This is a genomic window from Phytohabitans flavus (assembly GCF_011764545.1).
Taxonomy (GTDB): Bacteria; Actinomycetota; Actinomycetes; order Mycobacteriales; family Micromonosporaceae; genus Phytohabitans; species Phytohabitans flavus.
The window spans coordinates 3,171,559-3,185,474 of the sequence record NZ_AP022870.1 but is presented as its reverse complement, the minus strand read 5'-3'; the positions used below and the strand labels follow the sequence as shown (position 1 = coordinate 3,185,474).

Genomic DNA, 13,916 nt, shown 5'->3' with positions numbered 1-13,916 from the left:
TGTTCTGATGTCGGGGTATGGGAGGTGTGATGAGGTTTCCGCGTACCGCCGCGACGACACTCCTCGCGGTGCTGATCGTCACGGCGTGTGCTTCCGACCCGGCGCCGCCACCCACCGGCATCCCGGACGCCGCCAGTGCGGGCCCGCACGGCTCGCACCCCACGACCTCGGCGGCACCGGCCGCGCCGCTACGCGCTGGCGAGCGGACCGTCGACCTGGCACTTCCCGAGCCCTACACCCCGTCGCCGCCGAACGGCGGTACCGACGACTACCGCTGCTTCCTCGTCGACCCGGGACTGACCGAGGCCGCCTACCTGACCGGTAGCCGCTTCCTGCCGCAGAACGCCAACCTCCTGCACCACGCGATCTTCTATCGGCTCAGCGCCGAACAGGCCGACGACGCCAAGCAGGTCGACGCGAGTTCGCCCGGCCAGGGCTGGACCTGTTTCGGCGACAGCGGCGTGCCGGGCCAGACCGCCTGGGTGGCGAGCTGGGCGCCGGGCACTGGCGAGACGCTGATGCCGGACGGTTTCGGCTTCCGCATGCCACCGGGCAGCAAGCTGGTCATGCAGATCCACTACAACCTGCTCGGCGTCGCGGACGGGCGGCCGGCCGCGGACCAGTCCGGCATCGAAATGCGCCTCGCGGACGGCGGCGCGCCACTGACCGGCTTGGAGACCACCCTGGCGATGGCGCCCGTCGAACTGCCCTGCGAACCCGGCGCCACCGATCCGCTCTGCGACCGCGAGGCCGCGATCGCCGACGTCGGGCGTCGTTTCGGCGGCCAGTCCGCGGGGATGGCGCGGTGGCTCAGCCAGAGGTGCGACGGCGGCACGCCGGCACCCGGCAGCACCCAGCACTGCGACCAGCCGATCACCCGGCCCGGCACCATCCACCTGGCCGGCGGCCACATGCACATGCTGGGGCGCTCGATCAAGGTCGAGATCAACCCCGACACGCCGCAGGCCCGGACGGTACTCGACGTGCCGCGCTACAACTTCGACAACCAGGCGCTCGTCACCCTGCCCAAACCCGTCACCGTCCACAGGGAAGACACGGTCCGCGTCACCTGCACCCACGACGCCACCTTGCGCCAGCAACTCCCGCAGCTGCGCACCCTCCCGTCGCGCTACGTCGTGTGGGGCGAAGGCACCAGCGACGAGATGTGCCTGGGCATCATGATCTTCGCCCCCGAAGCCTGACCCACCCAGCCCCGGCGGCCACGTCCACCGACGCCGCCGCGGGCGTAGGCCGAGGTGCGGAAGGCACGGTCCCTTCGCGATCGCCCTTTGCGGTTCCCCGACAGAGACTTGAGCTACCGCGACCTCCGCGGTGGTCCAGACCGCTGCTCCCGCGGCCTCACCCTCCGCGCTAGACAACCCAAACCGCCGCCCCGCACGCCCGGCGGTGAGGCCGCGGCCCGAAGCCCGCAGCACGCGGCGGCTGCGTTTGGGGAAACCTGTGGTTGCTCTGGCAGCAACAAGTCTCCCCAAAGCCCGACGAGCCCGCTGTCCTCGCGCCGGGATCTGGTGATCGTCACTCAAGAAACTGCGGCATCGCCGGCGTGTCGCGTAGCTATCGGGCGAACGATCACCAGCGAGATCACCTCGGACGGCAGCGCCGAGCTTGAATGCGCGTTCGCTCTGCTTCCCTAGAGGAAGCGCCGGGCAGGTCGGCAGGCAGCAGCGGATCGTGGTACTTGGCTGTCGCTGGAGCAACAGCGAAGTACCACGATCCGCTGAACCGCATGCGCGCGCGAGCGACCCGGCCTGGACTCGTCGCCGGGCAGGCCGGCCGGCGTTGGTTGCGCACAGCGGAGGTGCGAGGTCTTTGCCGTCCACGCGCAGTTGGGGTCGAGCCGCAGCGGATGGTCCGGGAAGGCAGCTGCCTTTGTGGACGGACACAGTGGACGGACTGTTGACGGCCGGTCGGGCGGCTCGGCGATTGCGCTCGGCGAGCGGCGCGGTTAGCGGGCGGGGACGCCCTTGGTGGGCGCGGCTTCGGGGGTGCGACGTCGCTGTCCCGCCGGACCGCGATGCCGGCCGGGGTTCGATCGTGGACCGCGGAGGGTGAGGCTGCGGGAGCGACGGTCCGGACCACGACGGACGTCGCGGTAGCTCAATGTCCCTGGTTTTGGATCTTTGTCCAGGACACGCGGCCGAGGCGACCCCGACTCCAGCGGTGCCTAGCGTGCGCGGCGGGACTTGCGGGCGGAGGCGCCGTCCTCGGACAGGGCCGCGACCGAGTCAAGGTGGGCCTCCATGGCGGCGGCCGCGGCGGCGCCGTCGCCGGCCTCGATCGCCTCGATGATGCGCTGGTGCTCGGCGTCGGCCTGCTGGGCGCGTCCTTCGATCTTGCTCAATGTCAACGCCTGGTCCTGTAGCACCTGCCGCAGGTCACCGACCAGGAGCTCGAAGAGCGGGTTGCGCGTCGCGGCCGCGATGCCGAGGTGCAGGTCGGCGTCGATCTCGATCCGCTTGCTCGCCTCGGGCGTCGCGCCGAACCTCTGCACGAGCAGCCGCAGCTTCTTCAGGTCTGCCGCGGTGCGCCGCTCGGCCGCCAACCGGGCCGAGGGGACCTCCAGCGCGCGACGGATCTCGCCCAGCTGCGCCGGCAGGTATCGACCCATGAGCAGCCGGGAGCTGAGGTGGGCGGAGGCGACGAAGGTGCCCTTGCCGGCGTGCGAGCGGGTCAGGCCGAGGGCGTTGAGGCTGTACAGCGCTTCGCGGATGACCGATCGGCTGACCGAGAACGACTGTGCCAGCTCCGCCTCCGAGGGGAGGCGGTCGTTGACCGCGTAGTGGCCGGTCTCGATCAGCTCGATGAGCTGTGCGCGGACTACCTCCGACGCGCGGCGCTGCTGCACTGGCCTGATGGTCACGGCAGCACCGTACCGGTCTGGTTGTCTGACAGCAATGTCCCGCTCCACTCAGTGCGCCCGATACAGCTACATTCCAATATGGTATTTCGACCACGGCGTCGTGCACGGATTGCCCGGCGCGACGTGTAGTGCCCCCTCTTCGACATCGATTATGATGCCCGCGACAGTACAGGTTCGCTCGGGCTCCGGCATGCTCGCGTTGGGGTGCTGACATACGCTGTTCGGCTCGAATGTGTGGTCCGCCAGCGTGGCTTTGAGTGAGTCGATCGTGTGCTCGCGCCGTCCGCGCAGATGCTGGTCGATCGCCCGCAAACGATCAATGGTGTGCTTCTTGCGTTCGAGGTAGACGTCGCGTTCGGTTAGTTCGGCGGTCAGGAAGTGGTTGGCGTGCGTCAACACACCGCCGGTCGGTGACAGTCGCTGGAAGCCACCGGCCACCGGCGTGGTCTCGATGTCGACGCAGAAGCCGTCCCGGTCGAATATGAGGTAGTTGGCGGAGATCGCCCGGTCCGCATCGGTGATCCGGTCGGCCGCTCGCCGGCCCGAGTCGCTGTCCAGCACCGACCGGAGCAGCACGTGGTACGGCACGGCGGTGGCGCCCTCGGAGTGGCTGCTGATCAGTGTGTTGGTGCACAGCCCGACCCCGGCGGAGTTGAAGCCCACCTTCGCCAGCAGGCCGGCCTCGACGACCGTCATGAAGTCCGGGGCGTCGTCGCGGTGCACCTCCAGCACCACCGAGGTCTGCCGCGCGTGCGAGATCCAGTCCCAGTTCTGGCCGGCGATGTGCGTGCGGGTCCGCGTCGCTTCCGGCGTGAGGCAGAAGGAGGTGCACTCCAGCGCCTCGATCGAGCTGCCGCTGCCGAACATCATCTCGCTGCGTGTGTTGAGCGCCACCACATCCTCGATCTCGACGTTGGCGCCTTCGGCGATCCCGGCGAGCTCTTCGGCGATCGCGGGGGAGAAGTCGGTGATGACCGGCAGGAAGCCGCGGGCCCTTCGCTGGACCTCCGGCCACGACCAGCCCTGGTAGTGGTCGAAGACCCGGGCGTAGCCGGCCATCGAACTCTCGATCTCGCGTCGCGCCACGGCTCCGTAGGTCCGGCCCCGCTCGCGTGGTGGTCCGCTGACCCGGTAGTGCGGGAACGAGTGCGATGCGGTCACGGACATCCTCTCTGCAGAATGCCAGGCCATCAGGTTGTCAGACAAGTGGACGATGGCCCTTGCGAGTGCCGGGCAATCTAAGCACGATGTCTGGTAGCCAGACAACCGGTCAAGCGCCGAGATGGACGGAGACGACGTATGCCGACAGCCCTGGTGGCAGGCGGAGCAACGGGGATCGGTCGCGCGGTCGCGCGCCGCCTCCTGAGCGCTGGGTGGCATGTCCACGTCAGCGACATCGCCGACGACGCCGCGCGCGAAGGGTTGGCAGACCAGCCATCGGACCGGTACTCGATCTCGCGTGCCGATCTCTCCGCCGTCGACGGCGCCGCCGCCTCGGTGTCCGCCGCGCTCGCCTTGACCGGAGAGCTGACCGCCGTTGTAGTCTGCGCGGGCCTGCTCGTCGAGCGTGAACTCGCCGACTTCACGGTCGACGAGTGGGACCGCACCATGGCGTTGAACCTGCGCGCGCCCTTTCTCGTCACCCAGTCCGCCGCCCCGCATCTGGCGGCATCGGGTGCGGGGAGGGTGGTGCTGACCGGGTCCACGGCGGCGTTTCGCGGTGGTGGCGGATCGTTCGCGTACGCGGCCTCCAAGGGCGGACTCGTCGCCCTGGTGCGGTCGCTCGCCGTGGCGCTCGGACCGGCCGGCGTCTCCGTCAACTGCGTGTGTCCGGGCTGGATCGACACGCCGTTCAACGACCCGTACTGGGCGCGGGTCGGCCAGGACCGGGCTCAGGCCGAGCGCGATCTCGTGGCACGGATCCCGCGCGGCGTCCTCGGGCAGCCCGACGACGTCGCCGGCCTGATGGCGTTCCTCGCGTCGCGCGAGGCGGGCTACATCACCGGGCAGTCCTTCGTCGTCGACGGCGGCCTGCTGGCCTCCTGAAAGGTTTCCCATGTCTCGACAGATCACGACAATCGACTACGAGACCGCGCAGCGCGTGGTCGCGGCCGTCATCGACGAGGCCACCGGCCGACAGGTCGCCATGGCGGTCGTGGTGACCGATCCGGCCGGCGATCCCGTCGCGGTCGCCAGGATGGACGGCGCCAACGCGGTCGCGTTCCGCCTCGCCGTCGACAAGGCGTACACGGCGGTGGCGTTCGGTGCGCCCAGCCACAACTGGGCCGAGGCCACCGCGCCCGGCGGAGCGGACTGGGGGATGGCCAATGCCGCGGGCGGCCGGATTCTGGTGCTGCCCGGCGGTTTGCCGATCCGGGTGGGCGGCCAGGTGATCGGCGCGGTCGGCGTGAGCGGAGCGGCGCCGTCGGTGGATCTGGCCTGTGCCGAGGCCGGTTGTGCCGTCCTCGCCGCCGAGTGATCCCTTGCGCCCCGGCGCGCCGGCTCGATAACTTGTCAGGCAAGTGGACAACCGGACTTCCAAACCCGCTGAGGAGTAGCGCATGTCGCTGACCGGAAGGACCATCGCCGTGCTCGCCGGTGAGGGGTATCAGGAACTCGAGCTGTGGTACCCGGTGCTGCGGGCGCGCGAGGCCGGGGCCGACGTCGCCGTCGTGACCTCCGCCCCCTCGGGAGTCGACAGCCATCTCGGCTACCCGCTGATTCCGGTCGGCCAGGACACCGAGCCGAGCCGGTTCGACGCGGTTGTCGTCGCAGGCACGGTGACCGGGGTCCCCGCGCTCTCCGACGCGCAGACGGCGTTGCTGCGCGCGGCCGAGGCGGATGCCAAACCGATCTACACCATCGGAACCGCCGGCGAGATCGCGGCAGCCGGTGCGCGGCGGTTCGCTTCGGCCGACGCGCTACCGGAGCTGATGCGTGCCCTGGTTTCCGATCTGTCCCAGTGAGGTGAGGGCATGAAGGTCTTGCGTACCGTGCTGGGCGACGTTCCGGCCGAACAGTCCGGGCTGATGCTGTCGCACGAGCACCTGCTCTACGGCTACCCGGGCGCCGAGCTCGATCCCCGGGCGGCCCTGGACTACGACGCGGCGGTCGACTTCGTCGCCAAGCAGGTCCGCCGGGGCAAGGAGAACCACGGCTACGGGACGATCGTCGACATGACCCCGCCGGAGGTGGGGCGGTACCCGAAGTTCATGGCCGACGTCGCGGTGAAGACCGGCATGAACGTCATCGCCATCACCGGCTTCTTCCCCGAGCGGATGGGCATCCCGTACTACTGGCGGCGGCAGACGGTGGAGGAACTGACCGACTTCTTCGTCAGCGACCTCACCGTCGGCATGGTGTTCGCCTGGCACAAGACGCCGTACAAGGCGGGCGCGATAAAGATTGCCACCGGCCAGGAGAGCGTCACGCCCAAGCCGAGCCCGCTCGGCCCCAACGGCCGCCACATCCACGAGATCGAGGACCGCGTGATCCGCGCGGCCGCCCACGCGGCGACCCAGGTCGGCTGCGCGATCAACACCCACATCGACCCGATGGACTTCGACGTCACCAACCCGCTCCGCGAGCAGCTGGAGATCCTCGTCGAAGAGGGGATGGATCCGGGCAAGGTGATCCTGGGGCACGCGTTCGTACCGCCGCAGCTCGGTGCGATGCGCGAGGTGCTCGACATGGGTGCCAACGTGCAGCTCGACCACGTCGGCATCCCGTGGCGGATCAGCAGCGCGGAGGAGCTTGACGAGGCGATGGCCGTCGCCTTGGTCGAGCTGTTCGACGCGGGCTACGGCGACCAGATCACGCTGTCGTTCGACCGGTGGTTCATGAACCCCCGCGCCGGCGTCACCGAGATCGACCCGCAGCTGCTCAACGAGAAGGTCGACCTGAGCTACATGTTCACGAGCTGGGTCCCTCGGCTGAAGTCCAAAGGCGTCACCGACGAACAGCTTAAGAAGATCATGGTGGACAACCCGCGCCGGATCTTCTCGATCGATGTACCCGACCCCGTCGCCGCGTAGCAGAGAGCAGGTCAACCGTGGACGTTTCCCAGGCCCGCGTGGCTGTACTGTGCGAAAACCTGTACCAGGAGCTGGAGCTGTGGTACCCGGTGCTCCGGCTGAGGGAGGCCGGCGCGACCGTCGTGATCGTCGGGCCTGTCCGGGGCGAGGTCTACGCGAGCAAGCTCGGGTACCCCGCGGTCGCCGAGGTGGCGATCGACGAGGTCACACCGGAGCACTTCGACGCCGTTGTGGTGCCCGGCGGGTTCTCTCCGGAGTACCTGCGGCGCAACAAGGCGATGGTCGACTTCGTCAAGGCGAGCGTGGCCGAGGAGAAGCCGGTCGCCGCGATCTGCCACGCCGGATGGCTGCTCGCCACCGCCGATGTCGTCAAGGGCCGCCGGGCCACGTCGGTGGCCACCATCAAGGACGACGTACGGCACGCGGGGGCGATCTGGCTCGACGAGCCCGTGGTCCGCGACGGCAAGCTGCTCACCGCACAGCTGCCCAACGACCTGCCGGCGTTCCTGGCCGGGGTGCTCGAGTTCATCGCCGAGGCCGAGCAGACCGAGCGGCCGCCGCTGCCCGACTACGAGCCGAGCTCGGCGGTGTACAGCAGCCCGGCGCTGCTGAAGAACCGCGCGGCCGGACCCGGTTCGGCCAACTACCGCGCCTACGCGGAGCTCGCCTGAGATGCATGTCGACCTGCCCCTCGCCGAGCTGCGCCAATTCCACTACGAGGAGCCCGAGCCGGCCGACTTCGACGAGTTCTGGCGGCGCACGCTGGCGGAGCAGGCGGCGTTTCCGCTGGACGCGAGGATCACCAAGGTAGACCAAGAGCTCACGACCCTGGACGTCTTCGACGTCGAGTTCGGCGGCTACGACGGCGCGCGGGTGAAAGGTTGGCTGATCAAACCGGCCGGGGCCGCCGGGCCGCTGCCCGCGGTCGTGGAGTACATCGGCTACGGCGGTGGGCGCGGGCTGCCGGTCGAGTCGCTGGCGTACGCCTCGGCCGGGTTCGCCCACTTCATCATGGACACCCGCGGGCAGGGCAGCAGCTGGCGGACCGGGGATACGCCGGACCCGGCGGAGACGCCGCCGGCGAACCCCGGCCACCTGACCCGCGGCATCCTGGACGCCGACCGGTACTACTACCGGCGGCTCTACGTCGACGCGTACAGGTTCGTCGACGTCGCCAAGGGCGTCGACGGTATCGACCCCGACCGGATCGTCGCGACCGGACGCAGCCAGGGTGGTGCGCTGTCGGTCGTGGTCGGCGGCCTCCGCGACGACCTGGCGTGGCTCGCGCCGCACGTCACCTTCCTGTCCGCGTTCCGCCGGGCGCTGCGGGTGACCGAGCAGGGGCCGCTCGGCGAGCTGAAGCGCTGGCTCGCGATGCACCGCACCAAGGCGGATCGGGCGTTCGCCACGCTGGGCTACTTCGACGCCGTGTACTTCGCCCGCCGAGGGCGGTGCCCGGCCTCCTTCTGTGTCGGCCTCGCCGACCTCGTCGCGCCGCCGTCGACCGTGTTCGCGGTGCACAACGACTACGCCGGCGACAAGCGGATGACGGTGTGGGAGTTCAACGGGCACGAAGGCGGCGGCCCCGAGGACCAGCTGCGCGTGATCCGCGAGGTACGCGCGCTATGACGGTGTTTCCGCCGGGACCGGTCGACCTCCACCAGCACGCCATCTCGACGAGCTACGCCGAGCGGCTCACCGCGATCGGCGTGCAAGCCCAGCCCGGGATCCCGTTTCCCACCTGGGACCGGGCCCGGTCACTGGCGGCGATGGACGCTCTCGGCATCGCGGTCGCCGCCGTCTCCACCGCCTCGCCGGGCTACTACTTCGGCGACCAGGATTTCACCACCGCTCTGGTACGGGACACGAACGACGAGCTGGCCGATCTGGTCCTCGGCGCGGGCGGGCGGTTCCTCGCGTTCGCCGCGGTGCCGCTGCCCTCGGCGGTCGCCGCGGTCGCCGAGGTGCAGCGGCTCGCCGGGGTGGCCGGCTTCGCGGGCGTCAGCCTGCTGTCCAACTACGGCGGCCGCTACCTGGGCGACCCGGCCTTCGACCCGCTGCTCGCCGAGCTCGACGCGATGGATGCGATCGTGCACGTCCACCCGACGCTGCCGCCGTGGTGGGCCGAGGGTGCCATCCAGCTGCGCCCGTCGTTGCTGGAGTACGTCTTCGACACGAGCCGGTCGCTGATGAACCTGATGCTCTCGGGTGCCGTCGACAGGTACCCGCGGATCTCTTGGATCTTTTCGCACTGCGGCGGTGTGCTGCCCTACATCTCGCGCCGGCTGGAGATCGCTGAGCCGCTCCCCGAGCTGGCGCGGATCGACGGCGTGATCGCGACGATGGCCCGGCTGCGCTACGACTCGGCGCTGTCGGGCAGCGGGGCGGGGCTCGGCGCCCTGCTCAACGTCGCACCCGCCGACCGGGTGGTGCTGGGCACCGACTACCCGTTCGTCGACGAAGCGGACGTCCGCGAGGAGCTCCGGCGGCTGGACACGTTCGCCGAGGTCGGCGGCGTGGCCGGGCTCGGCGCGAACGCGCGCGCACTGCTCGGCCTCGACACCCGTTCAGAAATCACGATTTCGCGGGCATGACCGCCCGCGACCACAGCGAGACAGCGAAGCGGAAGGAACCGATGCGGTGAGAGCGGCCCGGTTGTACGGAGAGGGCGACCTGCGGGTCGAAGAGGTCCCCGACCCCAGCCCGAAAGCCGGTGAGGCCCTGGTACGGATCCACGCCTCCGGCGTGTGCCCGAGCGACATTCGCAGCTACACCGGCGTCAAGGCCACCAAGGCGCCGTGGACACCGGGTCACGAGATCGCCGGCGTCATCGAGGCGCTCGGTCCGGACTCGCCCGAGCCGTGGGCGGTCGGCGACCGGGTCGCGGTCGACTGGCGCGGGGTGTGCGGCGTCTGCCGGCAGTGCCAGCGCGGCGCGGCCAACTTCTGCGAGAACGTGATCTCGTACCCGATCGCCGGCTTCGCCGACTTCACCGCGATGCCGCTGCGGCAGTTGCGGCGGCTGCCGGACGCGGTGTCGTTCGAGGCGGCGAGCTTCTGCGAGCCGCTCGCCTGCGTGCTCAACGCCCACCGCGCGATCCCGGTGGAGCTGGGTGCCGACGTACTCGTCGTCGGTGCCGGCCCGATCGGGCTGCTGCACACCCAGGTCGCGGCCAGCCGTGGTGCCCGGGTGATCGTGCTCGACCGGCTCGCCGGCCGGCTCGACGCCGCCCGCACGTGCGGCGCCCGCGACGTCGTGGTGGCCGGCGACGACGACGGCGGTGCGGCCGAGATCCGCGAGCTGACCGACGGGTACGGGCCGGACGCGGTGATCGTGACCGTCGGCATCCCGTCGGTCATCCAGACGGCGCTGACGATGGCGGCCAAGGACGCGACGGTCAACCTGTTCGCCGGCACCCATCCCAAGGGCACCATCGCGGTGAACCCCGACATCCCGCACTACGACCAGGTGCAGATCAACGGAAGCCACGACTTCATCCCGCACGACTTCAGTACCGCGCTGCGGCTGCTGAGGTTCGGCGTGGTCGACATCGCTCCGCTGGTCAGCCACCGGTTCGACCTCACGGACATCACCAAGGCGTTCGAGACGACGGCGGCGCAGACCGGCCTGAAGTCGCTCATCGTCGCTTGAGCAGGCCAACCGACCGAGGGAACAGCACATGACATTGACGGGTTCGTACACCTTTCCCGAGCACCTGCCGGCCTGGCCGAGGCGCCGGATGCACCACGTGTTCGCACCGGACGGCCGAGCCGTGGTCGCGGCGCTGGACGCCGGCCTCAAGTACGGCGTCAAGCCCGGCCTGGGCGATGCCCGAGCGGCGGTCCGCCGGCTCGTCGACGGCGGCATCGACGCGGTCCTCGCCGGCATCGGCTTCGCCCGCGCCACCGCCGGCGAGCTCGGCGGGCGCGGCCTGATCCTCGCGCTCGACAGCGAGATCCCGTCGGCCGGCTACGGCGTCGAGCAGGCGGTGCGGTACGGCGCCGACGCGCTGGAGCTGAAGGTCTTCCCGGGCAACCCGGACCGGACCGTGCTCGGCGAGCTGCGCGAGCTGGCCGCCGAGGCCGACAGGTGGGGGATGCCGCTGATGGCGGAGCCGATCCCGGTCAGTTTCGCCAACACTGAGGCGCACACCGTGACCAACGTTGCCAACGGCGCGCGGATCTCGGCCGAGGCCGGCGCCGACTTCGTCAAGGCGCAGTACGTCGGTACGGTCGAGGAGTTCGCCGGCGTGGTGAGCAGCTGCCCGGTGCCGCTGCTGGCGCTCGGCGGACCGGTCAAGCCCACCCCGCGTCACGCGTTGCAGCTGGCGCACGACGCGGTCGCGGCCGGCGCGCGCGGCGTCGTCTACGGCCGCAACATCGTCGAAGCCGAGCGGCCCGACCTCATGGTCGAGGCACTCGTCGAGATCGTGCACGGCGGTGCCTCGGTGGACGCCGCGGCCAAGCACCTCAACGTGGCTCTATGACCGGTCCGGCTGGGGCGACGATGGCGGCCGCCGTGTTCCACGGCGGTACCGACATCCGGATCACGCGGGTACCCGTGCCGGTGCTCGCGGACGACGAGGTGCTTGTCGAGGTCGCCGCGGCCGGCATCTGTGGCAGCGACCTGCTCGCCTACCGAGGGCTCGGTCCGTGGCAGCACGATCCGGCGAGCCCGGACGGTGACGGCCACGAGCTGAGCGGCCGGATCGCCGCGCTGGGGGAGGGGGTCACCGGGTTCGCCGTGGGTGATCGGGTCGCGGTCGAGCCGATCCACCTGCTCAGCTGCGGCCGCTGCGCGCTGTGCCGGGCCGGCCGAGGGTACCTGTGCGCCGAGCGGGGGATGCGCAACCGCGTACACGTGCACAGCCGCGGGTTCGCCGAGTACGACAAGGCTCCGGCCAGCCAGCTCCACCCGTTGCCTGACCACGTCGGCCTGGCCGAAGCCGCCCTGCTGGACTGCTACGCCTGTGGCGTCCACGCGCTGCACCTCGTGACGCTCCGGCCGGGTGCGCCCGTCGCGGTGCTCGGGAGCGGGGCGATCGGCCAGACCCTGGGCCAGGTCGCCGGGGCCGCCGGGCATCCGGTGAGCCTGCTCGGCCACCGCGCGGCAACGCTCGACGTGGCGTTGCGCGCCGGTGCCGCCAGTACCACCTGGGACACCTCGACCGCCGCCGGCCGGCACGCCCGCGACGAGGCCGTGGGGACCTTCCCGGTGGTCTTCGACGCCGCCGGCAGCGGTGACTCGCTCGCCGAGTCGCTGCGGCTCGTCGCGCCCGGCGGCGACGTCGTGGTGCTCGGCGTCTACCCCACGGCGCCGAGTTTCGACCCGCATCTGGCCTACCAGCGCGAGGCCGCGGTGCGTTGGTCGAACAGCTACGGCGCCTGCGTCGACGGCGTGCCCGACTTCCGGCGCGCGCGTGACCTGCTCGTCGCGGGCGCGGTAGACGCGGCGGCGCTGATTACCCATCGCCTTCCGCTGGCCCGGCTGCCGGACGGCTTCCGCGCGCTGGCCGACCGCGACGCCGGGGCGGTCAAGGTGATGGTCACGTCCGGCGGCGAAGAGACATGAGCGCGGGGTCCGCGCCCGTGGCGCTGGTCGTCGACCAGGGCACCACCTCGGTAAAGGTGGCTCTGGTCGACGGTCGCGGCCGGGTGCGGGCGCGCTCGCGAACCCCGACGCCGAGCCGGCGTGGCCCGGCCGGCGGCGTGACAGGTTCGCCGGAGCAGTGGTGGCGCTCTGTCCGCGCGGCGATCGCCGGCCTGGGCGACCTGACCCCGGTACGGGTCGTCGCCGTCACCAGCTTCATGCACACTCTCGTCCCGGTGCTCGCCGATGGCGGTTCGGGAACGGTGCTTCTGCCCGGCGACCGGCGCGGTGTCCCCCGCGAGGCGGAGTTCGACGCCGGTTCGCCCGGTGGCCGGGCCGCGCTGGCCCGGCTCGCTGCCTGGGCCGAGCTCGGCGAGGGACGGTTAAGGGCCGCCGTCCCGGTCAAGGACTACTTGCGGTACCGGCTCACCGGGCTGCTCGGCACCGACCCGTACGACGCCGGCGGTGCGGGCCTCCAGTCGCCCGCCGCGGCCGCGTTGCTGGCCCGGCTGGGCGCCCAACCCGTGCCGCTGCTGGCACCGGACGCGGTCGCCGGGACGGTGACGGTGAAGGCCGCGCGGGAGACCGGGCTGCGCGCCGGTACGCCGGTGGTCACCGGCAGCGGCGACTGGCTCGTGGTGTGCCTTGGTGCCCAGGCGGCGTTCCCCGGGCGTGGTGTGCTCTACGCCGGGACGTCGGCGGCGTACGGCGGTTTCGCCGACGCGGCGGCGCTTGCCGAGCTGCGCGACGTCGCCTGCCTCGCGGTCGCGGTGGGCAGTGGCGCGGTGCTGGAGTGGGCGGCCGGCGTCTTCGGTGGACCGCCCGGCGAAGTCACCGATCTGCTCGAACAGGCCGCGGCGGCGCCACCGGACGCGCATGGCGTGCGGTTCGTGCCGCGCGCGTTGCGTGCGGCCGGCAGCCGCGAGGCGGTGGTCGGCCAGGGCGACCTGAAAGGGCTGTCGTTGGCGGCGAACCGCGCCGACGTGGCCCGCGCGGTCATGGACGGCGTCGCGGTCTGGGTGGGCGATTCTGTCGGCCGCATCCTCACCCGAAGACCTGTGGACGAGGTACTGCTCTGCGGCGGTGGCGCCGCCGATGCGAGGTTCGCCGGGCTACTGGCCGACGCGCTCGGGCGGCCGCTCACCGTAGCCGCCGACACCGATCTGGGACTCGTCGGGCTGGCACGCCTCGGGTTCGCCGGCCTCGGCGAGGCGATCGACCACGACCCGAGCGCAGGCGCGACCGTCGTCGAGCCGGACCCGGTACGGCACGCGGTCTATGTGGAGCTTCGCGAGGAGCTAGCCGGATCGTGAGGGGTCAGACCCCTTGCGCAACCTCCTCGCCAGGTCCAGGATGAGGGAACTTGTCTGGCAGCCAGGCAAGCAGATAGCAGACCGGCACCAACTACATAG

14 protein-coding genes are annotated in these 13,916 nt (G+C 71.1%); 12 read left to right on the top strand and 2 right to left on the bottom strand.

Features of this window, described 5'->3' with window-relative positions; genetic code table 11:
- The first annotated feature begins 29 nt into the window (after positions 1-29).
- On the top strand, positions 30-1,202 hold the full coding sequence (locus Pflav_RS13885; protein ID WP_173036541.1) for a monooxygenase: 1,173 nt from the start codon (positions 30-32) through the stop codon (positions 1,200-1,202).
- Positions 1,203-2,185: 983 nt separating this feature from the next.
- Here the strand turns inward: Pflav_RS13885 and Pflav_RS13880 are convergent.
- Positions 2,186-2,881, bottom strand: coding sequence for a FadR/GntR family transcriptional regulator (locus Pflav_RS13880; RefSeq protein ID WP_173036540.1), 696 nt, complete (start codon positions 2,879-2,881; stop codon positions 2,186-2,188).
- 66 nt (positions 2,882-2,947) lie between these two features.
- Positions 2,948-4,042, bottom strand: a complete 1,095-nt coding sequence (locus Pflav_RS13875) for a C45 family autoproteolytic acyltransferase/hydolase (protein ID WP_173036539.1) — start codon at positions 4,040-4,042, stop codon at positions 2,948-2,950.
- Positions 4,043-4,180: 138 nt separating this feature from the next.
- On the opposite strand from Pflav_RS13875, the gene Pflav_RS13870 reads away from it, so the two are divergent.
- The 11 genes from Pflav_RS13870 (at position 4,181) to Pflav_RS13820 (ending at position 13,817) form a co-directional block, all read left to right on the top strand.
- Positions 4,181-4,927: an SDR family NAD(P)-dependent oxidoreductase gene (locus tag Pflav_RS13870; protein ID WP_173036538.1), complete on the top strand. Its 747-nt coding sequence runs from the start codon at positions 4,181-4,183 to the stop codon at positions 4,925-4,927.
- A gap of 10 nt (positions 4,928-4,937) precedes the next feature.
- On the top strand, positions 4,938-5,360 hold the full coding sequence (locus Pflav_RS13865) for a GlcG/HbpS family heme-binding protein (RefSeq protein ID WP_173036537.1): 423 nt from the start codon (positions 4,938-4,940) through the stop codon (positions 5,358-5,360).
- A gap of 82 nt (positions 5,361-5,442) precedes the next feature.
- The gene (locus Pflav_RS13860) at positions 5,443-5,847 is read left to right on the top strand and encodes a DJ-1/PfpI family protein (RefSeq protein WP_173036536.1); all 405 of its coding nucleotides are present in this window, start codon (positions 5,443-5,445) and stop codon (positions 5,845-5,847) included.
- 9 nt (positions 5,848-5,856) lie between these two features.
- Positions 5,857-6,915: a phosphotriesterase family protein gene (locus Pflav_RS13855; protein WP_173036535.1), complete on the top strand. Its 1,059-nt coding sequence runs from the start codon at positions 5,857-5,859 to the stop codon at positions 6,913-6,915.
- A 17-nt stretch (positions 6,916-6,932) separates the two neighbouring features.
- Complete coding sequence (locus Pflav_RS13850) at positions 6,933-7,586, top strand: type 1 glutamine amidotransferase domain-containing protein (RefSeq protein WP_232071380.1); 654 nt, start codon at positions 6,933-6,935, stop codon at positions 7,584-7,586.
- A gap of 1 nt (position 7,587) precedes the next feature.
- Positions 7,588-8,544 (top strand): acetylxylan esterase, encoded by a 957-nt coding sequence (locus Pflav_RS13845; protein WP_173036534.1) that lies wholly within the window; start codon positions 7,588-7,590, stop codon positions 8,542-8,544.
- Entirely contained in the window at positions 8,541-9,509 is a 969-nt protein-coding gene (locus Pflav_RS13840) for an amidohydrolase family protein (protein WP_173036533.1), read from the top strand. The genes Pflav_RS13845 and Pflav_RS13840 overlap by 4 nt, the downstream gene beginning before the upstream one ends.
- Positions 9,510-9,555: 46 nt before the next feature.
- A complete protein-coding gene (locus Pflav_RS13835) occupies positions 9,556-10,566 on the top strand; it encodes a zinc-dependent alcohol dehydrogenase (RefSeq protein ID WP_173036532.1) in 1,011 nt (336 codons plus the stop codon).
- Between the two features lie 28 nt (positions 10,567-10,594).
- Positions 10,595-11,401, top strand: coding sequence for a class I fructose-bisphosphate aldolase (locus Pflav_RS13830; RefSeq protein WP_173036531.1), 807 nt, complete (start codon positions 10,595-10,597; stop codon positions 11,399-11,401).
- Entirely contained in the window at positions 11,398-12,486 is a 1,089-nt protein-coding gene (locus Pflav_RS13825) for a zinc-dependent alcohol dehydrogenase (RefSeq protein ID WP_173036530.1), read from the top strand. The genes Pflav_RS13830 and Pflav_RS13825 overlap by 4 nt, the downstream gene beginning before the upstream one ends.
- Positions 12,483-13,817, top strand: coding sequence for a xylulokinase (locus Pflav_RS13820; RefSeq protein WP_173036529.1), 1,335 nt, complete (start codon positions 12,483-12,485; stop codon positions 13,815-13,817). The genes Pflav_RS13825 and Pflav_RS13820 overlap by 4 nt, the downstream gene beginning before the upstream one ends.
- The last annotated feature ends 99 nt before the right edge of the window (positions 13,818-13,916 follow it).

Excerpts from the sequence above, each read along its gene's own strand:
- Pflav_RS13885 (WP_173036541.1), top strand. The coding sequence starts at position 30 with ATGAGGTTTCCGCGTACCGCCGCGACGACACTCCTCGCGGTGCTGATC.
- Pflav_RS13870 (WP_173036538.1), top strand. The coding sequence starts at position 4,181 with ATGCCGACAGCCCTGGTGGCAGGCGGAGCAACGGGGATCGGTCGCGCG.
- Pflav_RS13865 (WP_173036537.1), top strand. The coding sequence starts at position 4,938 with ATGTCTCGACAGATCACGACAATCGACTACGAGACCGCGCAGCGCGTG.
- Pflav_RS13860 (WP_173036536.1), top strand. The coding sequence starts at position 5,443 with ATGTCGCTGACCGGAAGGACCATCGCCGTGCTCGCCGGTGAGGGGTAT.
- Pflav_RS13855 (WP_173036535.1), top strand. The coding sequence starts at position 5,857 with ATGAAGGTCTTGCGTACCGTGCTGGGCGACGTTCCGGCCGAACAGTCC.
- Pflav_RS13845 (WP_173036534.1), top strand. The coding sequence starts at position 7,588 with ATGCATGTCGACCTGCCCCTCGCCGAGCTGCGCCAATTCCACTACGAG.
- Pflav_RS13840 (WP_173036533.1), top strand. The coding sequence starts at position 8,541 with ATGACGGTGTTTCCGCCGGGACCGGTCGACCTCCACCAGCACGCCATC.
- Pflav_RS13830 (WP_173036531.1), top strand. The coding sequence starts at position 10,595 with ATGACATTGACGGGTTCGTACACCTTTCCCGAGCACCTGCCGGCCTGG.
- Pflav_RS13825 (WP_173036530.1), top strand. The coding sequence starts at position 11,398 with ATGACCGGTCCGGCTGGGGCGACGATGGCGGCCGCCGTGTTCCACGGC.
- Pflav_RS13820 (WP_173036529.1), top strand. The coding sequence starts at position 12,483 with ATGAGCGCGGGGTCCGCGCCCGTGGCGCTGGTCGTCGACCAGGGCACC.